This is a genomic window from Streptomyces sp. SPB162, from assembly GCF_029504575.1.
Taxonomy (GTDB): Bacteria; Actinomycetota; Actinomycetes; order Streptomycetales; family Streptomycetaceae; genus Actinacidiphila.
The window spans coordinates 4,685,031-4,710,480 of sequence record NZ_JAQFII010000001.1 but is presented as its reverse complement, the minus strand read 5'-3'; the positions used below and the strand labels follow the sequence as shown (position 1 = coordinate 4,710,480).

At 71.6% G+C, this 25,450-nt stretch carries 25 protein-coding genes; 8 read left to right on the top strand and 17 right to left on the bottom strand.

Features of this window, described 5'->3' with window-relative positions:
• Nucleotides 1-33 precede the first annotated feature (33 nt).
• From M2266_RS21685 to M2266_RS21675, 3 genes are all read right to left on the bottom strand, one after another.
• Nucleotides 34-1,929, bottom strand: coding sequence for a serine/threonine-protein kinase (locus M2266_RS21685; protein WP_277439669.1), 1,896 nt, complete (start codon nt 1,927-1,929; stop codon nt 34-36).
• Nucleotides 1,930-2,000: 71 nt separating this feature from the next.
• Nucleotides 2,001-3,644 (bottom strand): serine/threonine-protein kinase, encoded by a 1,644-nt coding sequence (locus M2266_RS21680; RefSeq protein WP_277439668.1) that lies wholly within the window; start codon nt 3,642-3,644, stop codon nt 2,001-2,003.
• A 24-nt stretch (nt 3,645-3,668) separates the two neighbouring features.
• Nucleotides 3,669-5,375 carry a glycerol-3-phosphate dehydrogenase/oxidase gene (locus tag M2266_RS21675; RefSeq protein WP_277439667.1) on the bottom strand — a complete coding sequence of 569 codons (1,707 nt, stop codon included), beginning with the start codon at nt 5,373-5,375 and terminating at the stop codon, nt 3,669-3,671.
• Nucleotides 5,376-5,608: 233 nt separating this feature from the next.
• On the opposite strand from M2266_RS21675, the gene M2266_RS21670 reads away from it, so the two are divergent.
• Nucleotides 5,609-6,865 (top strand): nucleotide sugar dehydrogenase, encoded by a 1,257-nt coding sequence (locus tag M2266_RS21670; RefSeq protein WP_277439666.1) that lies wholly within the window; start codon nt 5,609-5,611, stop codon nt 6,863-6,865.
• Between the two features lie 136 nt (nt 6,866-7,001).
• Nucleotides 7,002-7,574 carry a hypothetical protein gene (locus tag M2266_RS21665; RefSeq protein WP_277439665.1) on the top strand — a complete coding sequence of 191 codons (573 nt, stop codon included), beginning with the start codon at nt 7,002-7,004 and terminating at the stop codon, nt 7,572-7,574.
• Between the two features lie 80 nt (nt 7,575-7,654).
• Here the strand turns inward: M2266_RS21665 and M2266_RS21660 are convergent, their stop codons facing one another.
• From M2266_RS21660 to M2266_RS21645, 4 genes are all read right to left on the bottom strand, one after another.
• On the bottom strand, nt 7,655-8,776 hold the full coding sequence (locus M2266_RS21660) for a GuaB3 family IMP dehydrogenase-related protein (protein WP_277439664.1): 1,122 nt from the start codon (nt 8,774-8,776) through the stop codon (nt 7,655-7,657).
• Between the two features lie 104 nt (nt 8,777-8,880).
• Nucleotides 8,881-10,383: an IMP dehydrogenase gene (gene guaB / locus M2266_RS21655; protein WP_250977303.1), complete on the bottom strand. Its 1,503-nt coding sequence runs from the start codon at nt 10,381-10,383 to the stop codon at nt 8,881-8,883.
• A 111-nt stretch (nt 10,384-10,494) separates the two neighbouring features.
• Nucleotides 10,495-11,124: a sigma-70 family RNA polymerase sigma factor gene (locus M2266_RS21650; RefSeq protein WP_277439663.1), complete on the bottom strand. Its 630-nt coding sequence runs from the start codon at nt 11,122-11,124 to the stop codon at nt 10,495-10,497.
• A 224-nt stretch (nt 11,125-11,348) separates the two neighbouring features.
• The gene (locus tag M2266_RS21645; protein ID WP_003948568.1) at nt 11,349-11,960 is read right to left on the bottom strand and encodes a response regulator transcription factor; all 612 of its coding nucleotides are present in this window, start codon (nt 11,958-11,960) and stop codon (nt 11,349-11,351) included.
• 497 nt (nt 11,961-12,457) lie between these two features.
• Here M2266_RS21645 and M2266_RS21640 point away from each other — a divergent pair, with 497 nt between their 5' ends.
• On the top strand, nt 12,458-12,766 hold the full coding sequence (locus tag M2266_RS21640) for a WhiB family transcriptional regulator (protein WP_277439662.1): 309 nt from the start codon (nt 12,458-12,460) through the stop codon (nt 12,764-12,766).
• Between the two features lie 257 nt (nt 12,767-13,023).
• Here M2266_RS21640 and M2266_RS21635 read toward each other — a convergent pair whose 3' ends face one another.
• A complete protein-coding gene (locus tag M2266_RS21635; RefSeq protein WP_277439661.1) occupies nt 13,024-13,929 on the bottom strand; it encodes a LysR family transcriptional regulator in 906 nt (301 codons plus the stop codon).
• An 83-nt stretch (nt 13,930-14,012) separates the two neighbouring features.
• On the opposite strand from M2266_RS21635, the gene M2266_RS21630 reads away from it, so the two are divergent.
• The 3 genes from M2266_RS21630 (at nt 14,013) to M2266_RS21620 (ending at nt 16,796) form a co-directional block, all read left to right on the top strand.
• Nucleotides 14,013-15,158 (top strand): aminotransferase class V-fold PLP-dependent enzyme, encoded by a 1,146-nt coding sequence (locus tag M2266_RS21630; protein WP_277439660.1) that lies wholly within the window; start codon nt 14,013-14,015, stop codon nt 15,156-15,158.
• Between the two features lie 210 nt (nt 15,159-15,368).
• Complete coding sequence (locus tag M2266_RS21625; RefSeq protein ID WP_277439659.1) at nt 15,369-16,019, top strand: MOSC domain-containing protein; 651 nt, start codon at nt 15,369-15,371, stop codon at nt 16,017-16,019.
• 9 nt (nt 16,020-16,028) lie between these two features.
• Nucleotides 16,029-16,796: an SDR family oxidoreductase gene (locus tag M2266_RS21620; RefSeq protein ID WP_277439658.1), complete on the top strand. Its 768-nt coding sequence runs from the start codon at nt 16,029-16,031 to the stop codon at nt 16,794-16,796.
• Between the two features lie 56 nt (nt 16,797-16,852).
• On the opposite strand, the gene groL is transcribed toward M2266_RS21620, so the two are convergent.
• Nucleotides 16,853-18,478: a chaperonin GroEL gene (gene groL, locus M2266_RS21615; RefSeq protein WP_277439657.1), complete on the bottom strand. Its 1,626-nt coding sequence runs from the start codon at nt 18,476-18,478 to the stop codon at nt 16,853-16,855.
• A gap of 109 nt (nt 18,479-18,587) precedes the next feature.
• Nucleotides 18,588-18,896, bottom strand: coding sequence for a co-chaperone GroES (groES, locus tag M2266_RS21610; protein WP_138352939.1), 309 nt, complete (start codon nt 18,894-18,896; stop codon nt 18,588-18,590).
• 228 nt (nt 18,897-19,124) lie between these two features.
• Between groES and M2266_RS21605 the strand changes: the two genes are divergently transcribed.
• A complete protein-coding gene (locus M2266_RS21605; protein WP_277439656.1) occupies nt 19,125-20,411 on the top strand; it encodes a class I SAM-dependent methyltransferase in 1,287 nt (428 codons plus the stop codon).
• Here M2266_RS21605 and M2266_RS21600 read toward each other — a convergent pair.
• The 5 genes from M2266_RS21600 to tsaB are packed head-to-tail and all read right to left on the bottom strand — an operon-like array spanning nt 20,402 to nt 23,784.
• Entirely contained in the window at nt 20,402-21,253 is an 852-nt protein-coding gene (locus tag M2266_RS21600; RefSeq protein WP_277439655.1) for a polysaccharide deacetylase family protein, read from the bottom strand. The two genes, M2266_RS21605 and M2266_RS21600, sit on opposite strands and share 10 nt — an antisense overlap.
• Nucleotides 21,254-21,262: 9 nt before the next feature.
• Nucleotides 21,263-21,514 (bottom strand): hypothetical protein, encoded by a 252-nt coding sequence (locus M2266_RS21595; RefSeq protein ID WP_277439654.1) that lies wholly within the window; start codon nt 21,512-21,514, stop codon nt 21,263-21,265.
• The gene (tsaD, locus tag M2266_RS21590; RefSeq protein WP_277439653.1) at nt 21,514-22,626 is read right to left on the bottom strand and encodes a tRNA (adenosine(37)-N6)-threonylcarbamoyltransferase complex transferase subunit TsaD; all 1,113 of its coding nucleotides are present in this window, start codon (nt 22,624-22,626) and stop codon (nt 21,514-21,516) included. The genes M2266_RS21595 and tsaD overlap by 1 nt, the downstream gene beginning before the upstream one ends.
• The gene (gene rimI / locus M2266_RS21585; RefSeq protein WP_277441292.1) at nt 22,619-23,104 is read right to left on the bottom strand and encodes a ribosomal protein S18-alanine N-acetyltransferase; all 486 of its coding nucleotides are present in this window, start codon (nt 23,102-23,104) and stop codon (nt 22,619-22,621) included. The genes tsaD and rimI overlap by 8 nt, the downstream gene beginning before the upstream one ends.
• A 17-nt stretch (nt 23,105-23,121) precedes the next feature.
• The gene (tsaB, locus tag M2266_RS21580) at nt 23,122-23,784 is read right to left on the bottom strand and encodes a tRNA (adenosine(37)-N6)-threonylcarbamoyltransferase complex dimerization subunit type 1 TsaB (RefSeq protein ID WP_277439652.1); all 663 of its coding nucleotides are present in this window, start codon (nt 23,782-23,784) and stop codon (nt 23,122-23,124) included.
• Nucleotides 23,785-23,935: 151 nt separating this feature from the next.
• On the opposite strand from tsaB, the gene M2266_RS21575 reads away from it, so the two are divergent.
• Entirely contained in the window at nt 23,936-24,493 is a 558-nt protein-coding gene (locus M2266_RS21575; protein ID WP_277439651.1) for a hypothetical protein, read from the top strand.
• A 60-nt stretch (nt 24,494-24,553) separates the two neighbouring features.
• On the opposite strand, the gene M2266_RS21570 is transcribed toward M2266_RS21575, so the two are convergent.
• Together M2266_RS21570 and tsaE are read right to left on the bottom strand one after the other, a co-directional pair.
• Nucleotides 24,554-24,748, bottom strand: coding sequence for a hypothetical protein (locus M2266_RS21570; RefSeq protein WP_277439650.1), 195 nt, complete (start codon nt 24,746-24,748; stop codon nt 24,554-24,556).
• 118 nt (nt 24,749-24,866) lie between these two features.
• Nucleotides 24,867-25,439, bottom strand: a complete 573-nt coding sequence (gene tsaE, locus M2266_RS21565) for a tRNA (adenosine(37)-N6)-threonylcarbamoyltransferase complex ATPase subunit type 1 TsaE (protein ID WP_277439649.1) — start codon at nt 25,437-25,439, stop codon at nt 24,867-24,869.
• Nucleotides 25,440-25,450 lie beyond the last annotated feature (11 nt).

The window sequence follows — 25,450 nt, the reverse complement described above, 5'->3', positions numbered from 1 at the left end:
CGGAGGCATGCCCCGTGACCCGCTCTGCGCAGATCAGTTACCCGGTTTGAAGGTGTTGAAGAACGTCTCGCGCATCTGCTGGATGGCCGCCGAGTCCCACTGATCGGCGGGCGCGGAGAACATGATGGCGAAACCCTGGTGGTCGTTGACGACGAACCCGCGGTTCAGGACACGGGCCTTGAGGCCGCCCTTCTCCGTCCGCAGGAAGTTCCAGTCGGCCGCGGTGCGGTAGCCGTTGAAGTCGACCTTCTCGATCCCCAGCAGGCGGTAGCCGCTGCTGCTGGAGCCCACCGAGGGCTCGATGTCGTACCAGGCGGCGGCCGCGTCCTTGCCCGGCTGGTCGGTGAAGTCGATCTGGACCCGCGGGAAGCCGCCGTCAGCGCTGAATATGAGGCTGTCCTTGCCCGCGCTGCCGGTCTGGTGCCAGCCCGCGGGAAGGGCTATGGAGAAGTGGCCCGCGGTCACGACCCTGTAGCCGGCCGGCACGTTGTTCCCCGTGCCCGCCGGCGGGTTCCCGGAGGTGCCCGAGCTCGTCCCCGCGCTGGTGCCCGTGCTCGTCCCCCCGGTGCCGCCCGGATTGCTCGAGGCCGGCCCGCTCGGCGTGCCGGTGCTGCCCTTCGACGGGGTGGGCGACGCCTTGCCGTCGCCCACCTTGCCCGGAGTGGAGGACGTGGCACCGGGCTTGGAGTCGGGCGTCTGGTCCCCGTCGCCCGCGTTGGCCAGTGCGAAACCGATCACGGTGCCGAGGACGGCGAGTGCGACGGCGATGGCGGCGATGATCAGTACCCGGCGCGGTACGACGTCGGTGATCGGCGCTCGCGGCGCCTTCGGCCCGGTGTCGGGCTCGCCCGGCTCGGCCGCCGGTCTCGGCTTCGCCGCCTTCGCCGCCTTGGCGGCGGTGGCCGCGGTGGCGGAGCCGGCGGCCGCGGCCGCGCCGCGCATCGAGCGCAGGGCGTTGCGGACCCGGGCCTGGTCGGCGGCGGCCTTGCGGGCGGCGGGGGGCGCGTCGGTCGGGGTCGGCTGCGGGTCCGGCGGCAGCGTGACGACGCGCGTCGCGGAGTTCCCCAGGTCTTCGGACGCCGGGGCGACCGGCCGCAGCGGCGCGTCGACGACGCGGGTGAGCAGGGTGCGTACGCCCGCGTCGTCCAGCCGCTCCGCCGGGTCCTTGATGAGCAGGCCGTTGATGGCGTCGGCGAGCGGGCCGGCGTTCTCCATGGGGCCGACCGGCTCGGTCATGACCGCGGTCAGGGTGGCGATGGCCGAGCCCTTGTCGTAGGGCGGCCGGCCCTCGACCGAGGCGTACAGCAGGGCGCCGAGCGACCACAGGTCCGCCGGCGGGCCCGGCTTCTGACCGCGGGCGCGTTCCGGCGAGATGTACGAGGGGGCACCGACGAGCATGCCGGTCGAGGTGACGGAGGGGTCGCCGTCGATCTGCGCGATGCCGAAGTCGCTGAGCACCACGCGGCCGTCGTCCGCGATGAGGACGTTGGACGGCTTGACGTCGCGGTGGAGGATGCCCTCCTTGTGCGCGGCCTTCAGCACGTCCAGCACCACCAGGCCGACCTCGGCCGCGCGCTGGGGAGTCAGCGGGCCGTCCTCACGGATGGCGTCGGACAGCGAGCGGCCCTCGACCAGTTCCATGACGATCCACGGCCGGTCGTCCTCCTCGACGACATCGAACACGGTGACCGCGCCGGTGCCGCGGATCCGCGCGGTGGCCTTCGCCTCGCGCAGGGTGCGGGTGATCAGCCGGCGCTTCTCGTCCTCGTCGACATTTCCGGGGAAGCGCAACTCCTTGACGGCGACGGTTCGGCCGAGGGTTTCGTCCTCCGCGCGCCAGACTGTTCCCATGCCGCCCTTGCCGAGGACCTCGCCGAGCCGGTACCGGTCGGCGAGGAGACGTCCGTCGGTGCCTTGCGCCTGGCCCATGAATTCCCCTGCGGTCACTGGTGATGTGAGTCCCATCATCGCCGACCGGAGGCCTTCGAAGCGAACCCGGCTTACTGCGCGGACGGCCTGAAACCGGCCACCGCGTTGTCGAACACCGGCTTGTACTCGTCCCATTGGGACTTGGGAGCGGAGAGGTAGATGGCGTACTCGCGTTCGCCTTCCTTCCCAAAACCCAGATCTATGGCCCGATAGTCGCGTTTACTGCCTTTGAACGTGAACTGCCATATGGCGGCGTTCTGTCCGAATACGGCCGTCGGCTGCATACGTTCCTGGTGGTAGCCGCCCAGGGTCTCGCGCACCTTGGTCTCCAGGGACTTGAAGTGCGCCAGGTGGTCGGGTCCGGCGTAGTCCAGGACGCTGACCTTGAGCCCCACGAGCCCGGTCGGATCGATGTAGTTGATCTCACCGTCCGCCACCGAGCGCCGCCAACCCTTCGGCACGGGCACGGAGTAGCCCTTGGCGGCCTCCGTGACCAGCCGGTAGTTCTTCGGGACCGGCGGCGGGGCCTTGCTCGTGGACGGCGAGGGGCTGGGGGCCGCTGTCCGCGGCACGGTGGGTTGCTTCTTCGACGCCGTGGGCTCGCCCCCGTCCCGGAAGTACGCGAAGGCCGCGGTCCCGCCGGCGGCGACGGCGGCGACGGTGAGCAGGGCGACGACCCAGCGCCCCCTGCGCCGCGGCCGGGGAGCGGCGGCCGGCGGGGCACCGGAAGCTGCCGTGGAGGCGTCAGGGACCGGCTCCGCGCCGTGGTGGACCGTCACCGGGGCGGTCTGGCGCACGGGTTCCGGCGGCCGGGCGGTCCGGGAGACGGCGCGCGGGGTCGTGTGCGCCCCGGTGTGGCCGCGGGCGAACCGCGTGGTGTCCGCGTCGCCGGCCGGCAGCCGCAGCAGTTGTTCGGCCTCCTCCGCCGACATCCGCTCGGCCGGGTCCTTGGCGAGCAGCCCGGCGATGACGTGTTCCAGCGGCCCGGCGTTGGCGGCGGGCAGCACCGGGTCCTCGGAGATGGCGTACGCGGTCTCGATCGCGGTGTCCCGGCGGAACGGCGAAGTGCCCTCCACCGCCTGGTAGAGCGTCGCCCCCAGCGCCCACAGGTCGCCCGCGGGGCCGGGCTGCTGACCCTTGATGCGCTCCGGCGAGAGGAAGTCGATCGAGCCGATCAGCTCGCCGGTGCGGGTGAGCGTCGAGGTGCCGGACGCCTGCGCGATGCCGAAGTCGGTCAGCACCACCCGGCCGTCCTCGCCGAGCAGCACGTTGCCCGGCTTCACGTCGCGGTGCAGCACCCCGGCGCGATGCGCGGCCCGCAGCGCGGCGACCATGCCGCGGCCGATCCGCGCCGCCTCCACGGGCGGCAACGCGCCGTCCTTCTTCAGCACCTCGCCCAGCGTCATGGACGGTACGTACTCCATGACGATGGACGGCAGGCCCGCGTCGTCCACCACGTCGTGCACGACGATGACGTTCGGGTGGCTGATCCGGGCGGCGGCACGCGCCTCCCGGCGCGTGCGCTCGAAGATGGTGGCCAGTTCGTCCTCGTGCAGATGGGGCTGCGGGGGGTGCAGCTTCTTCACCGCCACCTGGCGGCCGAGCAGTTCGTCCTCGGCGCGCCACACGGTGCCCATGCCCCCGCGGCCTATCCGCTCCACCAGCCGGTACCGGCCGGCCACGAGCCGTCCCGCCTCCGCGTGATCAGACACCATGCGCCCCTCTGCTCCCCCGCTGGTCTAAAGGGGAACGATATCCGGCGCTCCCAACCGTGCGGCGTCCGCGGTGGTGTCGTCGGGCTGCCGCTGCGACTCGCGCTCCGCCTCGACGCGCTTCTGGTAGTGCTCGACCTCCTTCTCGATCTGGCCCTTGTCCCAGCCCAGGACGGGTGCCATGAGTTCGGCGGCCTCGCGGGCGCTCCGGACGCCGCGGTCGAAGGTCTCGATCGAGATACGGGTCCTGCGGGTCAGGACGTCGTCGAGGTGCCGGGCGCTCTCGTGCGACGCCGCGTACACGATCTCGGCCCGCAGATAGTCCTCGGCGGCGGGCAGCGGGTCGCCCAGCGAGGGATCCTCCACGATGAGCTGCAGGACCTCCTCGGTGAGCGCGCCGTACCGGTTGAGCAGGTGTTCGATCCGGGCGACGTGCAGCCCCGTGCGGGCGGCCAGCCGGGCCCGCGCGTTCCACAGCGCGTGGTAGCCCTCGGCGCCGACCAGCGGCACTTCCTCGGTGATGCACTCCGCGACGCGGTGGTCCAGCCCGTGCACGGCCTCGTCCACCGCGTCCTTCGCCATCACCCGGTACGTCGTGTACTTCCCGCCCGCGACGACCACCAGGCCCGGCAGCGGGTGCGCCACGGTGTGCTCGCGCGAGAGCTTGCTCGTCGCGTCCGACTCGCCGGCCAACAGCGGCCGCAGCCCCGCGTACACGCCCTGCACGTCATCCCTGGTCAAGGGGGTGTGGAGGACGGAGTTGACGTGTTCGAGCAGGTAGTCGATGTCGGCGCTGGACGCGGCCGGGTGCGCCTTGTCCAGGTCCCAGTCGGTGTCGGTGGTGCCGACGATCCAGTGCCGGCCCCACGGGATCACGAAGAGCACGCTCTTCTCGGTCCGCAGGATCAGGCCGGTCGTGGAGTGGATGCGGTCCTTCGGCACGACCAGGTGGATCCCCTTGGAGGCCCTGACGTGGAACTGCCCGCGCTCGCCGATCAGCGACTGGGTGTCGTCCGTCCACACCCCGGTCGCGTTCACGACCTGCTTGGCGCGGACCTCGTACTCAGCCCCGCCCTCCACGTCCTCCACCTTGGCGCCGACCACGCGTTCGCCCTCGCGCAGGAAGCCGATCACCCGCGCCCGGTTGGCGACCTGGGCGCCGTACGCCGAGGCGGTCCTCACCAGCGTCGTGACGTAGCGCGCGTCGTCCATCTGCGCGTCGTAGTACTGCAACGCGCCGACCAGGGCGTCCTTCTTGAGGGCGGGGGCGACCCGCAACGCGTGCTTACGGGTGAGGTGGCGGTGGACGGGCAGCCCGCGGCCGTGTCCCGACGAGAACGACATCGCGTCGTACAGGGCGACACCGGAGCCGGCGTAGAACCGCTCCCAGCCCTTGTGCTGCAGCGGGTAGAGGAACGGCACGGGCTTCACCAGGTGCGGTGCGAGCCGCTCCAGCAGCAGGCCGCGCTCCTTGAGCGCCTCGCGCACCAGGGTGAAGTCGAGCATCTCCAGGTAGCGCAGACCACCGTGGATCAGCTTGCTGGAACGGCTGGAGGTGCCGGACGCCCAGTCCCGCGCCTCGACCAGACCGGTCGACAGCCCGCGGGTCGCCGCGTCGAGCGCGGTACCGGCGCCGACGACGCCGCCGCCCACGACCAGGATGTCGAGCTCCTCGTCCGCCATCCGGGCGAGAGCCGCCTCGCGCTGTGCCGGGCCCAGTGTTGTCGTCCGCATTCGTGCCTCCTGTTGTGGAGCAGGTGCGTGCGCCCCGTCACTCGATAGTGACCGCCACAAGGTCGGACAGCCACCTCTGCAGGTTCCGGCGCCCCCGTACCGGCGCCTCGTCCGTGGAGCGGCAGGTGGAGCGGTACCCCCGCGATACCGGCGCGCCGTGCAGTCATATCAGCCTTATGTCTGGTTAGCCTGTTTTCAAGCCATTCGTGGCGTTAGGGAGAGGACTGACCCCCATGCCCGCAGACCTCGCCGTCATCGGACTCGGCCGCGCCGGGATCCTCCTCGCCCAAGCGGCCGCCGCCGCCGGAGTCGGCGTCATCGGATACGACGCCGACGAGAAGACCGCCGCCGACATCAACGCCGGCCGCGTCCCGGCCGGCTCCCTCGCCGCCGCCGACATCCGCCGCCTGCTCGCCACCGGATTCCGCGCCACCTCCGACCCCTCCGTACTCGGCCGGGTGAGGACCGCGGTGATCTGCGCACCCACCCCGCTCGGCGCCGACCGCGCCCTCGACCTCAGCGCAGTGTCGGCCGCCGCACGAGCGCTCGCCACGCATCTGCGGGCCCACACCACCGTGGTGTTGGAATCCACCGCCTACCCCGGCACCACCGAGGAAGTCCTCCTCCCGATCCTGGAGGAGTCCGGCCTGCGGGCCGGCCGCGACTTCCACCTCGCCTACTCCCCCAGCCGCGTCGACCCCGGCAGCCGGGACCACCACATCCCCAACACCCCCAAAGTCATCGGTGGTTACACCCCCGCGTGCACGGAAGCCGCCGCCGCCTTCTACGGGCGCTTCGTCGAACGCGTCGTCCGGGCCCGCGGGCTGCGCGAGGCCGAGACCGTCAAGCTGCTGGAGACCAACTACCGGCACGTCAACATCGCCTTCGCCAACGAGATGGCGGTCTTCTGCCACGACGTCGGCGTCGACCTGTGGGACGTCATCCGCTGCGCGGAGACCAAGCCGTTCGGGTTCCAGGCCTTCCGGCCGGGCCCCGGCGTCGGCGGACCGGGCGTCGCCCTCGACCCGAACCACGTCGCCACCCGCGCCCGCACCCCCGGCTACCCGCTGCGCATCGTCGAGCTGGCCCAGGAGGTCAACGGCCGTATGCCGCGCTACGTCGTCCAGCGCGCCGCCGCCCTGCTGAACGAGCACGGCAAGTCACTGCGCGGCGCCCGCGTCCTGCTGCTCGGCGTCACGTACAAGGCCGACCTGGCCGACCAGGAGAACGCCCCCGCCCGCGAGATCGGCTCCCGGCTCATCGAACTGGGCGCCCAGATCTGCTACCACGACCCCTACGTCCCCGAGTGGCGCGTCCTGGACCGCCCCATCCCCCGCGCCGACTCCCTCTGGGAAGCCGCGGCCGACGCCGATCTGACGCTCCTGCTGCAGCACCACCGCACCTACGATCTCCAAGGCCTCGCCGTCAAGGCCCAGTTGCTCCTCGACACCCGCGGAGCGACCCCCGTGGGAGCCGCCGCCCGCTTGTAGCGGACCGGTAGCGGTCGCGTAACGGCCCGCTGAAACGGCTTGTCGCACTGTCATATCGGACTGCTAGCCTTCGGGGCCGTCGTTCGCACACAACACGTCTGTGCGATCCAAACCTTCCATCCCCGGGGGACCCACCGTGAGCCAGTCGTACCCACCGCCACCGCAGCAGGGCGCCAACCCCTACGGCCAGCAGCCCCCGCAGGGCGGCAACCCGTTCGGCCAGCCCCAGCCGGGCGGGTTCCCCCAGCAGGGCCAGCAGCCCGGCGGCTTCGGCGGCTACCCGCCCCCGGCCCCGCTGCCGCCCGCCCGGGAGAACATGGGACTCGGCATCCTGGCCGGCGTCGTGGTCATGCTGGCCGCGGCGGCCGCCTACGGGGGGATCATCCGGCTGACCGAGCACGAGATCGGCTACGCCGCGGTGGGCGTCGGCGCGCTCATCGGGCTCGTGATCGGCAAGGTCGGCGGCCGCAATGCGGCGCTGCCCGTGTTCGCCGCCGTGCTCGCACTGGCCGGTATCTTCCTCGGCCAGTACTTCGGCGAGGCGCTGATCGGCGCCAAGCTGTCCGGTCTCTCCGTGACGGACCTCATCTTCGACCACACCAAGCTCGTCTTCGACGCGTGGAAAGCGGACAGCGATGTGCTGAGCGTCCTCTTCTTCGCCTTCGGCGCCGTCGCCGCGTTCGGCGGGGCCAAGCGCGTAGCGGGCTGACGGAGCCCGCACGCCCCCAGCGCGAAGGGGTCCGGACCGCGATCGCGGTCCGGACCCCTTCGCGTCAGAATGCCGGCGCGTCAGCGCCGGTGCGCCGGCGACACCGTGACCTCGACCCGCTGGAACTCCTTCAGGTCCGAGTAACCCGTCGTCGCCATCGAGCGGCGCAGCGCGCCGAAGAAGTTCATCGAGCCGTTCGGCGCGTGCGACGGGCCGAGCAGGATCTCCTCCGTCGTACCGGCGGTGCCGAGGTTCATCCGCTTGCCGCGCGGCAGTTCCGGGTTGACCGCCTCCATGCCCCAGTGGAAGCCACGCCCCGGCGCGTCCGTGGCACGGGCCAGCGGCGAGCCCATCATCACGGCGTCGGCGCCGCAGGCGATCGCCTTCGGCAGGTCGCCGCTGGAGCCGAAGCCGCCGTCGGCGATGACGTGCACGTACCGGCCGCCGGACTCGTCCATGTAGTCGCGGCGGGCGGCCGCGACGTCGGCGACGGCGGTCGCCATCGGGACCTGGATGCCGAGCACGGCGCGCGTGGTGTGCGCGGCGCCACCGCCGAAACCGACCAGCACACCGGCGGCGCCGGTCCGCATGAGGTGCAACGCGGCGGTGTAGGTGGCGCAGCCGCCGACGATCACCGGAACGTCCAGCTCGTAGATGAACTGCTTGAGGTTGAGCGGCTCGTGCGAGCCCGAGACGTGCTCGGCCGACACCGTGGTGCCGCGGATCACGAAGATGTCCACGCCCGCGTCCACGACGGCCTTCGAGAACTGCGCGGTGCGCTGCGGGGAGAGCGCGGCGGCGGTGACGACACCGGCGTCACGCACCTCCTTGATGCGCTGCCCGATCAGCTCTTCCCTGATCGGCGCGGCGTAGATCTCCTGGAGGCGGGCGGTCGCGGCCGTCTCGTCCAGTTCGGCGATCTCGGCGAGCAGCGGCTCCGGGTCGTCGTACCGGGTCCACAGGCCCTCGAGGTTGAGCACGCCCACCCCGCCCAGGTTGCCGATGCGGATCGCGGTCTCGGGGGAGACCACGGAGTCCATCGGGGCGGCGAGGAAGGGGAGCTCGAAGCGGTAGGCGTCGATCTGCCAGGCGATCGAGACCTCCTTCGGGTCCCGGGTACGGCGGCTGGGGACGACGGCGATGTCGTCGAATGCGTACGCCCTGCGGCCGCGCTTGCCCCGCCCGATCTCGATCTCAGTCACTGTTGGCCCTTCTTCGCTGGTCTACCCGCCCAGTATCCCCGAGCGGACAGGCGGAAGCCCGCAGACCATCGGTCCGCGGGCTTGCGCCGACGTTCGCCCGTCGGTCAGCGGCCGTGGTAGTTCGGCGCCTCGACGGTCATCTGGATGTCGTGCGGGTGGCTCTCCTTGAGGCCGGCGGAGGTGATCCGCACGAAGCGGCCCTTGGTCGCCATCTCGTCGATGCTGGCGGCGCCGACGTAGCCCATGGTCTGGCGCAGGCCGCCGACCAGCTGGTGCAGCACCGCGGAGAGCGGGCCGCGGTACGGGACCTGGCCCTCGATGCCCTCGGGGACGAGCTTGTCGTCCGAGGAGACCTCGGCCTGGAAGTAGCGGTCCTTGGAGTAGGACAGTCCCTGGCCACGGGACTGCATCGCCCCGAGCGAACCCATGCCGCGGTACGACTTGAACTGCTTGCCGTTGATGAAGAGCAGCTCACCGGGGCTCTCCTCGCAACCGGCCAGCAGGCTGCCCAGCATCACGGTGTCGGCGCCGGCCGCGAGGGCCTTGCCGATGTCGCCGGAGTACTGCAGGCCGCCGTCGCCGATGACGGGGACACCCGCGGCCTGACAGGCCACGGCCGCCTCGTAGATCGCGGTGACCTGCGGGACGCCGATGCCGGCGACCACGCGGGTGGTGCAGATGGAGCCGGGGCCGACGCCGACCTTGACGCCGTCCGCGCCCGCGTCGATCAGGGCCTGGGCACCGTCACGGGTGGCGATGTTGCCGCCGATGACGTCCACCGACACGCTCGACTTGATCTTGGAGATCCAGCTCAGCGCGTTGCTGTTGTGGCCGTGCGAGGTGTCCACGATCAGGAAGTCCACACCGGCCGCGACCAGGCCCTGGGCGCGCTCCAGCGCCTCGGGGCTGGCGCCGACGGCCGCGCCGACCAGCAGCCGGCCCTCGGCGTCCTTGGCGGCGAGCGGGTACTTCTCGGCCTTGACGAAGTCCTTGACGGTGATCAGGCCCTTGAGCCGGCCCTCGTCGTCGACCAGCGGAAGCTTCTCGATCTTGTGGCGGCGCAGCAGGCCGATCGCGTCCACGCCGGAGATGCCGACCTTGCCGGTGACCAGCGGCATGGGCGTCATGACCTCGCGCACCTGGCGCGAGCGGTCGCTCTCGAAGGCCATGTCGCGGTTGGTGACGATGCCGAGCAGCTTGCCCGCCGCGTCGGTGACCGGGACGCCGCTGATGCGGAACTTGGCGCAGAGCGCGTCGGCCTCGGCCAGCGTCGCGTCCGGGTGCACGGTGATCGGGTCGGTCACCATGCCGGACTCGGAGCGCTTGACGAGGTCGACCTGGTTGACCTGGTCCTCGATCGACAGGTTGCGGTGCAGCACGCCCACGCCGCCCTGCCGGGCCATGGCGATGGCCATCCGGGCCTCGGTCACCTTGTCCATGGCGGCGGAGAGCAGCGGGATGTTGACCCGGACGTTGCGCGAGATACGGGAGGCGGTGTCGACCTGGTTCGGGAGCACCTCGGAGGCACCCGGCAGCAGCAGCACGTCGTCGTACGTGAGGCCGAGCATCGCGAATTTCTCGGGTACCCCTGCGGCGTTCAGAGTCATGACACCTTCCCAATGGTCTTGCCCGGCGAGTTGTTCAATGCTAGTGGACTCCGCCGGCATTCCCCGCTGCGGAGCCGGGACCTGGGGACCAGCACCGGCTGAGTAGCGGTTCTACGCGCTGAGACCCCGGGAATCGCCGCCGGTCGAGGCCTCCGCGGACTCCTCCGCGATGGCGCGCAACCTGCTGAGGGCGCGGTGCTGGGCAACCCGGACAGCCCCGGGCGACATCCCCAGCACCTGCCCGGTCTCCTCGGCGGTGAGGCCGACCGCGACCCGGAGCAGCACCAGTTCCCGCTGGTGCTCGGGGAGGTTGGCGAGCAGTTTCTTGGCCCAGGCCGCGTCACTGCTGAGCAGCGCGCGCTCCTCGGGACCGAGCGAGTCGTCCGGCTTCTCCGGCATCTCGTCGGAGGGCACGGCGGTACTGCCCGGGCCGCGCATGGCGGCCCGCTGCAGATCCGCGACTTTGTGGGCGGCGATGGCGAAGACGAACGCCTCGAACGGCCGCCCCTGGTCGCGATAGCGCGGCAGCGCGCACAGCACGGCGAGGCAGACCTCCTGCGCGAGGTCGTCCACGAAGTGACGAGCATCACCGGGCAATCGGGACAGCCGGCCGCGGCAGTACCGCTCGGCCAGCGGGTGCACGAGTGCCAGCAGGTCGTGGGTCGCCTGCTCGTCACCATCGACCGCACGGCGGACGAGGGCGCCGAAGGCTGCGTTGTCGCCGTTGGCCTCGTCTCGCATCGGTCCATGGTGCATGGCCGCAGGACTTTCTGCCGCATCGCGTGAGTCCTTGTGCACCGAAGCGTTATGCGCGGGGGCGTCGGCCGCCTTCACGGCGTCCCCCCGCTGCCCCGCCCGCCGATCCCCGAGGAAGTCCATACGTCAAGCATGCGTCCTCGCTCGGAAAACCGGTACGAGCGGAGCGGCTCCACCCGAAAGCCCACCGCGCATGGCCCTATGTCCACCTAGCGGACCAGGCCCCAGCGGAAGCCGAGGGCCACCGCGTGGGCGCGGTCCGACGCGCCGAGTTTCTTGAACAGCCGCCGGGCGTGCGTCTTGACGGTGTCCTCGGAGAGGAACAGCTCGCGGCCGATCTCGGCGTTGGACCGTCCATGGCTCATGCCTTCGAGCACCTGGATCTCGCGCGCGGTCAGGGTCGGCGCGGCGCCCATCTCGGCGGAGCGCAGCCGGCGCGGGGCCAGCCGCCAGGTCGGGTCGGCGAGGGCCTGGGTGACGGTGGCCCGCAGCTCGGCGCGCGAGGCGTCCTTGTGCAGGTACCCCCGGGCACCGGCCGCGACGGCGAGCGCCACGCCGTCCAGGTCCTCGGCGACGGTGAGCATGATGATGCGGGCGCCCGGGTCCGCGGAGAGCAGCCGGCGCACGGTCTCGACACCGCCGAGGCCGGGCATCCGGACGTCCATGAGAATGAGGTCCGAGCGGTCGGCGCCCCAGCGGCGGAGGACTTCCTCGCCGTTGGCCGCGGTCGTTACACGCTCGACGCCGGGCACGGTCGCGACCGCGCGCCGCAGGGCCTCTCGGGCGAGCGGGGAGTCGTCACAGACGAGGACGGAAGTCATGCCCGCCCTCCGCAGCTGAACCGCGTCACGTTGAGCCTCCAGGCTGTACGAAACTTCACCGTTGGGGCTGACGGCGTCGGGCATGTGCCCGAATCGTTCGTCCGCCAACCACTTCCGTACTCTCAACGACCCTCACTCGAAAGAGTTACGGAGTTTGGCTGCAGTAGCCAGCACTCTACGTGAGGGAACGAATACGGATCAGCCGCACGGCGGGCCCACGGGGCGCACTCCGGGCGGACGTGGAAGCACTTCGCGCGCCCATGTGCCGGACATACTTCCCGCCGAACGGGTCCTATGTCGGAATTTGAACTATTCGGATGCTCTTTGGAGCGATGCGCGGTGTTCGCGGCTAAATTTGTGATGAGTCATATTTACATCTACTTAGACAGTAGATGTACGGTCGAGAGCACCTGGGGCCCGCCGGCAGTGCGCGGACGGTCCGGGGACCGACCGGGCAGGACCCTGGCTCCTCAACAAACCCTTCGAGGGGATGAGCAATGGCAGACTTCTCCCGCCTTCCGGGCCCGAACGCCGATCTATGGGACTGGCAACTCGTCGCGGCGTGCCGCGGCGTCGACAGCTCCCTGTTCTTCCACCCAGAAGGTGAGCGCGGCGCCGCCAGAAGTGCCCGCGAGGCCTCCGCGAAGGAGGTCTGCATGCGATGCCCGGTGCGCGCGGAGTGCGCGACGCACGCACTGGCCGTCCGGGAACCCTACGGAGTGTGGGGCGGGCTGACGGAGGACGAGCGCGAAGAGATGATGGGCCGCTCGCGGCATCGGCTGATGACCATGCAGCCGACGAACTGAAGAATCGTTTCTTCTGGGGTTCCTCGCGGCCGAGGAGGTGCGTGCGCCTGCCCGTGCCTAGGCCGTGTCAGGCATCCCGCCTGGCCCGGGACGCCTGGCACGCGCGCTCTCCCCCAGCTACCGCTGGGAGGGGCCCCCAGTTGTCGGGCCCGCCCCAGTACGCCCACTACAGGGGCGACCCTCCGCCGTGCGATCGCACGCACCAGACGCCCCGGCCCCCGCCCTCCGGGCGGACGCCGGTATCTGTCAGACACGGCCTAGCGCAGGCCTGCCCGGGCCAGTCGGCCGAGCATCATGTCCACGGCCGGCACCTGAGCCAGGTCGGGCAGCGTGAGGGCCACCACCTCGCGCTGCACGGCCGGGAGCACCTCCAGCACCGCGACGCCCTTGGGGCGCACCGCCTCCAGCGCCAACTCGGGCAGCACCGCCACACCGAGCCCGGCCGCGACCAGACCCACCACCGCCGGATAGTCGTCCGTCGCGAAGTCGATGCGCGGGGTGAACCCCGCGCGCTCGCAGACCTCCACCAGATGGCGGCGGCAGCGCGGGCAGCCCGCGATCCACTCCTCCTCCGCCAGCTCCTCGATCCGCACCGGCCGGTCCCCGGCCGCGAGCCGGTGCCCGGCCGGCACCAGCCCGACCAGCCGGTCGGTCAGCAACGGCCGGACGACGAGGTCGTCCCACTGCTCCTCCGCCGGGGTCGGCAGATCCACGTACCGGAAGGCCAGAGTGATGTCGCAGTCCCCCGCCCGGAGCATCTCCACGGACTTCGGCGGCTCCGCCTCGACCAGCGAGATCTTGGTACCGGGGTACGCGGCGCGCATCCCGGCCACCGCGGTCGGCACCAGCGTCGAACTGCCCGACGGGAACGACGACAGCCGCACCCGTCCGGCGCGGAGCCCCGCGATGGCCGCGACCTCCTCCTCGGCGGCCGTCAGCCCCGCCAGGATCCCGGCGGCGTGCCGGACCAGCGCCTCGCCGGCCTCGGTCAGCCGCATCTCCCGGCCGGTCCTGATCAGCAGGGTCGTCCCGGCGGACTGCTCCAGCGCCTTCATCTGCTGGCTGACCGCGGGCTGGGTACAGCCCAGCTCCCGGGCGGCGGCGGAGAACGAACCGGTCCTGGCCACGGCGCGGAGCACCCTGAGGTGACGTGCTTCGATCATCCTCCAACCATAAGCGATGCTTGGGGATACCTCGAAATTACTGGCAATAGACTTTGGGAGCGGCCAGCGGCAGGCTCGAAGGTATGAACCCTCTCCTGAGCGCGGACGGCTCCCCTGACGGCACGAACGGCACCGATGACACGGATGGCGGGCTCGGGGCGGTCGGGCTGGGTGGCGGTGCGTTCTCCGCGATCGCCCCGGGCACGTCGTACCTCGACACCGCGACCATGGGGCTGCCGCCCACCCGGACGGCCGAGGCGCTCCGCGGCGCCATCGACGACTGCGCCGCCGGGCGGCCGCCCCTCGACCGGTACGAGGCCGCCGTCGGCGCCGCCCGCGCGACCTTCGCCCGGCTGCTGTCCACCTCCGTCGAACGGGTCGCCATCGGCTCGACCGTCTCCACGAGCGTCGGCAAGATCGCCGCGCGGCTGCCGGCGGGCTCCGAAGTGCTCGTCGCCGACGGCGACTTCAGCTCCCTGGTGAACCCGTTCGCCGGCCGCGGGGACCTGACGCTGCGCTCCGCGCCGCCGGCGGAGCTGGCGGCCGAGGTGCGGCCGGGTACCGCGCTCGTCGCCGTCAGCGCCGTCCAGTCGGCCGACGGCCGCGTCGCCGACCTCCCGGCGATCCGCGCCGCGGCCTCCGCGTACGGTGCGCGCACGCTCGTCGACGCCACCCAGGCGGCCGGCTGGCTGCCGCTCCGCGCCGACGACTTCGACTACGTCGTCTGCGGCTCCTTCAAGTGGCTCCTCGGCGCGCACGGCGTCTCCTTCCTCACCGTCCGCCCCGGCTCCGAGGACGGCCTCTCGCCCGCGTTCGCCGGCTGGTACGCCGGCGACGACCCCTGGGCGGCGTGCTACGGCCCGATCGCCCACCTGGCGACGACGGCCCGCCGGTTCGACGCGTCGCCGGCCTATCTCGGGTTCGTGGCGGCGGCGGCGTCGCTGACGCTGATCGAGGAGGTGGGGGTGGAGTCGATCCACGCGCACGACGTGGCTCTGGCGACGGCGTTCCGGGCCGGGGTGTCGGGTCTCGGCTTCGCGCCGATCGGTGGGGGTGGGTCGGGGTCGGCGATCGTGTCGGTTCCGGGGTTGCCGGACGCGGCGGCGGCCGGGTTGAGGGAGGCGGGGGTGGTGCTGTCGGAGCGGGCGGGGAACCTGCGGTTCGCTTTCCATCTGTACAACACGTCCGCTGACGTGGAGCGGGTGTTGTCCGTCCTGCGGACGGTGTGACCGGGGTCGGGGGCCGGGCCCGGGTGCCGACGCGCGTGCATGCGTGACCGGTCCGGGCGGGTGGGGGAAGCCCGCCGCCGGCGCGCACCGACCCGCGCAGGGCCGACCCGCGCAGGGCCGACCCGCGCAGGGCCGGCGTATCCGCACCCCCGCCGGAGGCGAGCCCACCGGGAGGGTGCCTGGGCGGGATGGCGAACGTAAGGTGCCCGCATGTCGAAACTCCTGTCGCTCAATATCGGCCGCTCGATGGACGTCGATTACTCCGACCCCGGGCGGAGCGGGATCGACAAGCGGCCCGTCGTGGGGCCGGTTGCGGTGGCGGATCCGGGGCCGCAGGGGGTGGCGGGGAGTGGGCTCGCGGGGGACGACGTCGTCGACCGGCGGTTCCACGGCGGGGACGACCAGGCCGTGTACGCGTTCGCGCGGGAGGACCTGGACCGGTGGGAGGGGGTGCTCGGGCGGGAGTTGCCCAACGGGGTGTTCGGGGAGAACTTCACGACGCTCGGAGTGGAGGTCAACTCCGCGCTGATCGGGGAACGGTGGCGGGTCGGTGAGGTGGTGCTGGAAGTGACCTCGCCGCGAATCCCGTGCCGGACCTTCGCCGTGTGGCTGGGCGAGAAGGGCTGGGTGCGGCGCTTCACCCAGGACGCCAGGCCCGGCGCCTTCCTGCGGGTCGTCGAGCCGGGTGTCGTGCGGGCCGGTGACGGGATAACCGTGCTGTCGCGGCCCGATCACGAGGTGACCGTCGAGTTCCTGTTCCGGGCGTTGACGACGGAGGGGGCGCTGCTGCCGCGGACGATGGTGGCGATCGACGTGATCAACAGGTCGTACGCGGAGTCGATCCGCAAGCGGCTCGGATAACTTCGTGGCATGACGACTTCACTGATCACCGGCGCGACGGCAGGGATCGGCGCCGCCTTCGCGCGCCGGCTCGCGAGTGACGGGCACGCGCTGATCCTCGTCGCCCGCGACGAGAAGCGGCTCGACGAGTACGCCTCGGAGCTGCGCCGGCGGTACGGGGTGGCGGTCGAGGTGCTGGCCGCGGACCTGACCGACGAGGCCGGTATCGCCGCGGTCGAGGCCCGGCTCGCGGACCGGGTCGACGTGCTGGTCAACAACGCGGGGTTCGGCAACCGCGGGACGTTCCTGGATGCTCCGATGGCCGACGAACTGGCCATGCTGAAGCTGCACTGCGAGGCGGTGCTGCGGCTGACGGGCGCGGCGGCGGGGGCGATGCGGGAGCGCGGCCGGGGGTTCGTGATCAATGTCGCCTCGGTGGCGGCCTTCATGCCGCGCGGCACCTACTCGGCGAGCAAGTCGTGGGTGGTGCGCTTCACGGAGGGGGTCGCGGCCGAACTGGCGGGCAGCGGCGTGCGGTTCATGGCGCTGTGCCCGGGGTTCGTGCGGACCGAGTTCCACGAGCGGGCCGGGATGAACGCCGGCAACGTGCCGGACTGGGCGTGGCTCGACGCCGACAAGGTGGTCGCCGCCGCCCTGCGCGATCTGGCGCGGGGGAAGACGGTGAGCGTGCCCGACATCCGCTACAAGACGGCGGTCACGCTGGCGCGGCATCTGCCCAGCCGGGTCTTCAGCGGGGTCTCCACGAAGGCCGGCAGGAAGTACGACCCGAAGAACTGAGAACGGGCGAGGCCCGGCATCCCCGAGGGGGTGCCGGGCCTCGTCACGTGCTGACGTCAGTGCGAGTGGCCGTGGCCGCCGTGACCGGCGTCCGCCTCTTCCTCGGCCGGCTTCTCGACGACCAGGGTCTCGGTCGTGAGCAGCAGGGCCGCGATGGAAGCGGCGTTCTCCAGCGCGGAACGGGTGACCTTGACCGGGTCGATGACGCCGGCCTTCACGAGGTCGCCGTACTCGTTGGTGGCGGCGTTGAAGCCGTGACCGGCCTCCAGCTCCGCGACCTTGGCGGTGATGACGTAGCCCTCGAGGCCCGCGTTCTCCGCGATCCAGCGGAGCGGCTCGACAGCGGCGCGGCGGACGACCGCGACACCCGTGGCCTCGTCGCCGGACAGGCCGAGGTTGCCCTCGAGGACCTTGACGGCGTGGACGAGAGCGGAGCCACCGCCGGAGACGATGCCCTCCTCGACCGCGGCGCGGGTCGCCGAGATGGCGTCCTCGAGACGGTGCTTCTTCTCCTTGAGCTCCACCTCGGTGGCCGCGCCGACCTTGATGACGCAGACGCCGCCGGCGAGCTTCGCGAGGCGCTCCTGGAGCTTCTCGCGGTCCCAGTCGGAGTCGGTTCCGGCGATCTCGGCCTTGATCTGGCCGACACGGCCGTCGATCTCGGCCTTGTCACCGGCACCGTCGACGATGGTGGTGTCGTCCTTGGTGATGGTCACGCGGCGGGCGGTGCCCAGCAGGTCGAGACCGGCCTGGTCGAGCTTGAGGCCGACCTCCTCGGCGATGACGGTCGCGCCCGTGAGGGTGGCGATGTCGCCGAGCATGGCCTTGCGGCGGTCGCCGAAGCCCGGGGCCTTCACCGCGACGGCGTTGAAGGTGCCGCGGATCTTGTTGACGACGAGGGTGGAGAGCGCCTCGCCCTCGACGTCCTCGGCGATGATCAGCAGCGGCTTGGACGCGCCGGCCTGGATGACCTTCTCCAGGAGCGGCAGCAGGTCCTGGATCGAGGTGATCTTGCCCTGGTGGATCAGGATGTACGGGTCGTCGAGGACGGCCTCCATACGCTCCTGGTCGCTGACGAAGTAGGGCGACAGGTAGCCCTTGTCGAAGGCCATGCCCTCGGTGAAGTCCAGCTCCAGGCCGAAGGTGTTGGACTCCTCGACGGTGATGACACCGTCCTTGCCGACCTTGTCCATCGCCTCGGCGATGAGCTCGCCGACCTGCTTGTCCTGGGCGGACAGCCCGGCCACGGCCGCGATGTCTTCCTTGCCCTCGATCGCGCGGGCGGTCTTCAGCAGCTCCTCGGAGACAGCCTTGACCGCGGCGTCGATGCCCTTCTTCAGGGAGGCGGGGGAAGCGCCGGCGGCGACGTTGCGCAGGCCCTCGCGGACCAGGGCCTGGGCCAGCACGGTGGCGGTGGTGGTGCCGTCACCCGCGATGTCGTTGGTCTTGGTCGCCACCTCCTTCACGAGCTGGGCGCCGAGGTTCTCGTACGGGTCGTCGAGCTCGACCTCACGGGCGATGGTGACACCGTCGTTGGTGATGGTCGGCGCGCCGAACTTCTTGTCGATGACGACGTTGCGGCCCTTGGGACCGATCGTCACCTTCACGGTGTCGGCAAGCTTGTTGACGCCACGCTCAAGGGCGCGACGGGCGTCCTCGTCAAACTTCAGGATCTTCGGCACTACGTCCTACCTCGTCTTTTCCTCGTCAAAGACCAAACCCCGGGCGCCGGGTCAGTAGACACGGATCACCCGGGGGAAGGTCACGGCTGCTGCTAGTGGTGAAGCAGACCTACTTCTCGATGACCGCGAGAACGTCGCGGGCCGAGAGGACGAGGTACTCCTCGCCGTTGTACTTCACCTCGGTGCCGCCGTACTTGCTGTAGAGCACGACGTCGCCGACGGAAACGTCGAGCGGAAGACGGTTACCGTCCTCGAAGCGGCCCGGGCCCACGGCCAGGACGACGCCCTCCTGGGGCTTCTCCTTGGCGGTGTCCGGGATGACCAGGCCGGAGGCCGTGGTCTGCTCAGCCTCGAGCGCCTGGACCACAATGCGGTCCTCGAGCGGCTTGATGGCAACCTTGCTGCTGGCGGTCGTCACGTTCCGACCTCCCCCTTCAAAGGGCTAACGGGAGTGTCTGTCTGGGTGGCGACCTGGTAGGCCCGTCGTCGCGGGTGCCGGACCTGCCCGTCGCTGTTGTGCTGGCACTCGGCAGTGCTGAGTGCCAGAACTGAGACTAGGACGGCTTTAGCACTCGGTCAAGCGGAGTGCCAACGGAGCGCCGCCGCCAGGGTCTCGGGGACCTCCGGTCCGGGGGACAATCGGAGGGTGGATCTCGACGCGTTCTCCTTGCTGCTGACCCCCGCCGGGCAGGCCCTGCTGGGGTCCTTGCGCGACTACGACCCCGCCCGTGAGCTGGCGGAGGCGACCCGGCTGCGGCGGGAACACCCGGCGGAACTCGTGTCCGCCGCGCTCGGCCAGGCACGGCTGCGACAGCGCGGGGAGGCGAAGTTCGGGGCGGACGCCTACCGGATGTACTTCACCCCCGACGGGGTGGAACAGGCCACCCGCACCGAGGTGGCGGAGTACCGGGCGGCGCGCTTCAAGGCCCTGGGCGTACGGCGGCTGGCCGATCTGTGCTGCGGTATCGGCGGGGACGCCATCGCGCTCGCACGGGCCGGCGTGGAGGTGCTGGCGGTCGATCGGGACCCGCTGACCTGCGCGGTCACGCGGGCCAACGCGGAGTCGCTGGGGCTCGCCGACCTCATCGAGGTGCGCTGCGCCGATGTGACCGAGGTCGCCACCGACGGCTACGACGCCGTCTTCGTCGACCCGGCCCGGCGGGGCGGCAGAACAGGCGGGGCCTCGCGACGGGAGTACCCCCGGACGGAGTCTGGGGGAGAGTCGGTGAGGGGCGGTGGTCGGGCGACGACGGGTGGGCGGATCTTTGATCCGGAGGCGTACTCGCCGACGCTGTCCTGGGCGATCGGGGCCGCCCGCGCGGTGCCCGTCGCCGCCCTGAAGGTCGCGCCGGGCATCCCGCACGAGGTCGTCCCGGACGACGCGGCCGCGGAGTGGATCTCGTACCGCGGCGACGTGAAGGAGGCCGTGCTGTGGTTCGGGAAGGACCCCGGCTCGGTGAGCGCCACCCTGCTGCCCGCCGCCACCACCCTGTGGACCGGTGACCCGCTCCCCGACCCGCCGGCCGGCCCGGTCGGCCGGTACCTCTACGAGCCCGATGGCGCGGTGATCCGCGCGCACCTGGTCGCGGAGGTCGCGGAGCAGGTCGGCGGGCGGCTGATCGACGAGACGATCGCGTACGTCACCGCGGACGAGCCGCGCCCGACGCCGTTCGCGACGGCGTACGAGATCACCGACGTGCTGCCGTTCGGCCTCAAGAAGTTGAAGGCGCTGCTGCGGCAGCGCGGCGTCGGCGTCGCCGTCATCAAGAAGCGCGGCTCCGCGATCGAGCCGGAGGAGCTGCGCAGGAAGCTCAAGCTGGAGGGTCCGCACTCCGTGACGGTCTTCCTGACCCGGGTGGCGGGCGCGCCGTCGATGCTGCTGGGCCGGCCGATGGAGGCTCCGCCGGTCGCGGCACCGCCGGCTCAGACGTAGTCCTCCAGGCGGGCCACGGTGAAGCCCTGGTCGGATATCTCCCGCAGCATGTTGGCGGTCATCGTCGTCATCGAGGTGCCCTTGAGCTCCGACGGGCCGCGGAAGTGGGCCAGGATGATGTCGCCGGGGTGCAGCTTCTTGTCGCCGCGCTGGTACTGCATGCCCTTGATCTGCATGGACTCGCGCCACAGGATGAGCGCCTGGAGCCCGCAGGACTTCGCGGCGGTCTTGGTGGCCTCGTTCAGATTGCCGTAGGGCGGCCGGAAGAGGCGGGGCGTGCTGCCGTACTCGGCCTTCAGCTTCGTCTGCTGGGTGCATATCTCGTGGCGCTGGGCGGATTCCGACTCGGTCCGCAGGTTCGGGTGCGTCAGCGTGTGGTTCATTATCGAATTGCCGAGCTTCTGGAGCGGCTTGAAGTAGCCGTAGTCGCTCCGGATGATGTCGTCGGTCAGGAACATCGTGAAAGGGATCTTCAGTTCGCCCATCATGGTGACGAACTTCGGGTCCTTCTCTGCGCCGTCGTCGAAGGTGACGAAGACGATCTTCTCCTTGGTGGGCACGTCGCTGACCACCGGCGGCACCCCGGAGCCCGTCCTGACCGGCTTCACCTTCGGCGGGGCCGGGGCGGGCGCCATCGGCTTGATCTTCCACTTGCGGAAGGCGGCGGCGGTGCCGGCGGCGGCTCCGTCATCACCGGGCGCCGTGCTCCCGCCCGGCGACGGGGCGGCGGCGGGACCCGTTCCGGAGGCTGTCGGCGCGGCCTTCGGCGAGGACGAACCCGCCGAACATCCGGTGACGAGCACAAGACCGGTAACGATCAGCCCCGCCGCTTTTATGTGCATATTGAAACCCTAAGCTGTTCGTTCAAAACGCCATCTGTGTACTGAACGATGCAGAAAAGCGGCCGGGGGTTCCGCCAGCTCGGGCAACTCGGCCTCGTAGGGCGCGTCCCACCAGGTGATGACGAGCACCCGCTCACCGGGCGCCGAGAAGTGCTCGCGGCGCAGCGGGGCCGGTGCCAGCTCCTGGGCGCGGACCCATTCCAGCAACTCGGCGCCGCGCCCCTCGGCGGCCCGCGCCTCCCACATCAGGGCGACGGTCATCAGTACAGGTTGTCCTTGCTCAGCTCGTGCACGTGGTCGTGCGGGTGGGAGTGCGCGTGGTCGTGTGTGTGGCCCGGTACGGAGACCTCGGTGACGGGCAGCGAGGAATCGGCCGGCAGGTCCCAGGTCGACGCCGGACGGTTCCGCGCCACCATCTCCGCGCCGAGCGCCGCGACCATCGCGCCGTTGTCCGTGCACAGCTCGCGCCGCGGCACCCGCAGCACGATGCCCGCGTCCTCGCAGCGCTCCAGCGCCAGCGAGCGCAGCCGCGAGTTGGCCGCGACGCCGCCGCCGATCATCAGGTGGTCCACGCCGTTCTCCTTGCAGGCCCGCAGCGCCTTACGGGTCAGCACGTCCACCACCGCCTCCTGGAACGACGCGGCCACGTCCGCCACCGGCACGTCCATGCCCTCGCGGCGCCGCGCCTCGACCCAGCGCGCGACGGCCGTCTTCAGGCCGGAGAAGGAGAAGTCGTACGGCGCGTCCCGCGGGCCGGTCAGGCCGCGCGGGAACCTGATCGCCTTCGGGTCGCCGTCGCGGGCGTGCCGGTCGATGGCCGGGCCGCCGGGGAAGCCGAGGCCCAGCACCCGGGCGACCTTGTCGAACGCCTCGCCCGCCGCGTCGTCGATCGTCGAGCCCAGCGGCCGCACGTCACCGGTGATGTCGGGCGCGAGCAGCAGCGACGAGTGCCCGCCGGAGACCAGCAGCGCCATCGTCGGCTCGGGCAGCGCACCGTGCTCCAGCTGGTCCACGCAGATGTGCGAGGCGAGGTGGTTGACCCCGTAGAGCGGCTTGCCGAGCGCGTAGGCGTACGCCTTGGCGGCGCTCACGCCCACCAGCAGCGCGCCCGCGAGCCCGGGGCCGGCGGTGACGGCGATGCCGTCGAGGTCGCGCGCCGCGACCCCCGCCTCCTTGAGGGCGCGCTGGATCGTGGGGACCATCGCCTCCAGGTGGGCCCGGCTGGCGATCTCGGGGACCACTCCGCCGTAGCGCGCGTGGTCGTCGACGCTCGACGCCACCGCGTCGGCGAGCAGGGTGTGCCCGCGGACGATGCCGACACCGGTCTCGTCGCAGGAGGTCTCGATACCGAGGACAAGCGGCTCGTCAGCCATCAGTAGTGGTTCCTTGTACGGAGGAGGGTTCGGTCATGCGCATCACGAGGGCGTCGACGTTGCCCGGTTGGTAGTAGCCCTTGCGGAAGCCGATCGGCTCGAAGCCGAAGCGCTCGTAGAGCCGTTGGGCACGGAGGTTGTCGACGCGGACCTCGAGCAGCACCTCGTGGCACTCGAAGGCGGTGGCCTGCCGCATCAGGTCGGCGAGGAGCCGGCCGCCGAGGCCGGAACCCCAGTGGTCGCGGGCGGCGGCGATGGTCTGCACGTCGCCGGTCCCGGCGATCGCCGCGAGCCCCGCGTACCCGACCAGCCGGCCCGCGCCGTCCTCCCCGCCGTCCTCGGCCACGATGTAGTGCCGGCTCGCCAGCGGGTGCCGCGCGTCGGCCAGCTCGGACCAGAACATGCCGCGCGACCAGGCGTCCTCGGGGAAGAGTTCGCGTTCCAGCTCCATCACCGCGTCCAGGTCCCACCAGCGCATCTCGCGCAGGGTCACCGTCACTTGGGCAGGACCGCCTTGTAGCCGGCCGGCACCTGCGCGTCGGGCCGCCGCAGGTACAGCGGCAGCGCGGGCGCGAACTCCGCGCCCTCCGCGAGCCGTACGGCGCCCAGCGCGGCCAGCGCGGCGGCGGACTGGTGCTCCGGCGCCCGGACGTCCGTGAAGACCTCCGGGTACAGGGCGGCTCCGGCGCCGACGGCGGGCAGCCCCGCGACCGTCGACTCGAGGTCGGCGGGACGGTCGACGGCCGGCTCGGTCACCCGCTCGCGCGGGCTGTCGTAGCGGGCCCAGTAGACCTCTTTGCGGCGGGCGTCGGTGGCCACCACGAAGGGGCCGTCGACGCCGGCGAGACCGGCCGCGTAGGCGATCCCGTCGAGGGTGCAGATGCCGTGCACCGGCACCCCGAGCGCGTCGCCGAACGCGGCGGCGGTCACCAGGCCGACCCGCAGCCCCGTGTACGGCCCGGGACCGGTCCCGACGACGATGCCCGTCACGTCGCCGATCGCCGCGCCGGCCTCGGCCAGCACCCGGTCGACGGCCGGCATGAGCAGTTCTCCGTGCCGCCGGGCGTCGACGACCGTCGACTCGGCGAGCACCCGCCGGCCGTCGTGGAGCGCGGCGGTCACAGCGGGAGTGGCGGTATCAAAAGCAAGCAGTAGCACGGTGCCACCCTACGGCCCCGCCCCGGCCGTGGCGGCGGGGCGTCGGGGCCGCAACACCGGCCGCCCGGGGCCTGCCGCGCGGTCGTCCGGCGGGTCCCGGCTGCTACCGTCGACCACAGCCCGCAAACCCCTCCGGAGGAGCGAACCAACCGTGCCAAGGATCGGGTCGGGGACCCTCGTGACAGGTCTCACCGCTGCCGCGCTCGCCGTCATCGCCGTACTGGCCGTCCAGGCCTCCGGTTCCGCGGCCGACCATCCCGTGACGGCCCTCCCCTCCAACCCGGCCTCCACCGCGCCCCCGGCCAAGGTGCCGCCCGTCGCGAAGGTGCCGACGCTGCCCGCCCAGTCCGGCACCGGCAAGCGCGTGGTCTACGGGCTGAAGGACGACCGGGTCTGGCTGGTGAGCGACTCCGAGAAGGTGCTGCGTACCTTCGTCGTCGTCCCGGGCAGTGTCGACCCCGCGCCCGGCCGCTACAAGGTGGTCTCCCGCACCGGGCGCGGCACCGGCGGTGACGGGGTCAAGATCGAGCACGTCGTGCGGTTCGCGAGCGTCGGCGCCACCGTCATCGGCTTCAGCGCGGCGGTCGACGGATCGATGCCAGAACCGGACCCGGCGAAGAAGACCGGCGGCATTCGGGAGACACCCGCCGACGGAGACGCGCTGTGGAAGCTCGCGGTGTACGACACGAAGGTCGTCGTCGTCCGCTGAGCGGGCGGCCGAGCCGTCGGAGTCGCTGATTCCACCGAACGGGTGAACGGCGGCCGGGTACTACGCGGCGTCGCGGCGGTCCCCGGCGTTCTCGTCCGGCGGGGTGGAGACGGCCGTCGCCGCCGCGCCCGCCGCCAGCAGCTCGCTCATCGACGGCAGTGACGGAATGGCGGGGATCCCGGGCATCACGGGGGCAGCCGGGACCGCGGGGACTGCGGCGGGCTTCGGGGCGCCCGAAGTGCCATGAGCCGGCATGCGTGCCTCCTGGGGGAATGTAGGCAGCCTCGACCAACATCTGCACTCCCCATGCGACCACGCCGGGCCGCCCCCGCGCAACATCTTCCCGACACGTTGTCGGAAGCCCCGCGCCCGGCTACGCCCCGAGCGGCGAGAGGTCCTGGTTGACCCAGCGCCGGCCGATACCGGTGACCGTCACCTCGCGCACGTCATCGGCGTCGGGGTCCGGCTTGGCGTCGGGGTCGGAACCGGTCTCGTCACAGGGGTCGGCCGCGCCCAGCGTCCGCGAGATGACGACCTGCAGCCGGGCCTCCGACAGCTCCTCGACCTTGCCCTCGCCCCACTCGACGACGACCACCGACTCCGGCAGCGAGACGTCGAGGTCCAGGTCCTCCATCTCGTCGAGCCCGCCGGCCAGCCGGTACGCGTCCACGTGGACCAGGGCCGGCCCGCCGCTGAGCGACGGATGCACCCGGGCGATCACGAAGGTCGGCGAGGTCACCGCCCCCCGCACCCCGAGGCCCTCCCCCAGGCCGCGGGTGAGCGTCGTCTTGCCCGCGCCCAGTTCGCCGCTGAGGAGCACCAGGTCCCCGGGGAGCAGCAGACCGGCCAGCGCCCGGCCCAACTCCTGCATACGGTCGGGGGTCCGGACGGTGAGGCGGACGGATACGGATTCGTCAGCGGTGTACTGACCGTGCAGCGGTTCCATGTGCGGAAATG

Coding starts and splice junctions, on each gene's coding strand:
- M2266_RS21650 (WP_277439663.1), bottom strand. CDS start 11,124: ATGCGAGACGAGGCCAACGGCGACAACGCAGCCTTCGGCGCCCTCGTC.
- M2266_RS21680 (WP_277439668.1), bottom strand. CDS start 3,644: ATGGTGTCTGATCACGCGGAGGCGGGACGGCTCGTGGCCGGCCGGTAC.
- guaB (WP_250977303.1), bottom strand. CDS start 10,383: ATGACTCTGAACGCCGCAGGGGTACCCGAGAAATTCGCGATGCTCGGC.
- M2266_RS21600 (WP_277439655.1), bottom strand. CDS start 21,253: ATGCACATAAAAGCGGCGGGGCTGATCGTTACCGGTCTTGTGCTCGTC.
- M2266_RS21595 (WP_277439654.1), bottom strand. CDS start 21,514: ATGACCGTCGCCCTGATGTGGGAGGCGCGGGCCGCCGAGGGGCGCGGC.
- M2266_RS21620 (WP_277439658.1), top strand. CDS start 16,029: ATGACGACTTCACTGATCACCGGCGCGACGGCAGGGATCGGCGCCGCC.
- M2266_RS21685 (WP_277439669.1), bottom strand. CDS start 1,929: ATGGGCCAGGCGCAAGGCACCGACGGACGTCTCCTCGCCGACCGGTAC.
- M2266_RS21570 (WP_277439650.1), bottom strand. CDS start 24,748: ATGCCGGCTCATGGCACTTCGGGCGCCCCGAAGCCCGCCGCAGTCCCC.
- M2266_RS21630 (WP_277439660.1), top strand. CDS start 14,013: ATGAACCCTCTCCTGAGCGCGGACGGCTCCCCTGACGGCACGAACGGC.
- tsaD (WP_277439653.1), bottom strand. CDS start 22,626: ATGGCTGACGAGCCGCTTGTCCTCGGTATCGAGACCTCCTGCGACGAG.
- M2266_RS21635 (WP_277439661.1), bottom strand. CDS start 13,929: ATGATCGAAGCACGTCACCTCAGGGTGCTCCGCGCCGTGGCCAGGACC.
- tsaE (WP_277439649.1), bottom strand. CDS start 25,439: ATGGAACCGCTGCACGGTCAGTACACCGCTGACGAATCCGTATCCGTC.
- M2266_RS21670 (WP_277439666.1), top strand. CDS start 5,609: ATGCCCGCAGACCTCGCCGTCATCGGACTCGGCCGCGCCGGGATCCTC.
- M2266_RS21675 (WP_277439667.1), bottom strand. CDS start 5,375: ATGCGGACGACAACACTGGGCCCGGCACAGCGCGAGGCGGCTCTCGCC.
- rimI (WP_277441292.1), bottom strand. CDS start 23,104: ATGCGCTGGTGGGACCTGGACGCGGTGATGGAGCTGGAACGCGAACTC.
- M2266_RS21645 (WP_003948568.1), bottom strand. CDS start 11,960: ATGACTTCCGTCCTCGTCTGTGACGACTCCCCGCTCGCCCGAGAGGCC.
- M2266_RS21640 (WP_277439662.1), top strand. CDS start 12,458: ATGGCAGACTTCTCCCGCCTTCCGGGCCCGAACGCCGATCTATGGGAC.
- M2266_RS21625 (WP_277439659.1), top strand. CDS start 15,369: ATGTCGAAACTCCTGTCGCTCAATATCGGCCGCTCGATGGACGTCGAT.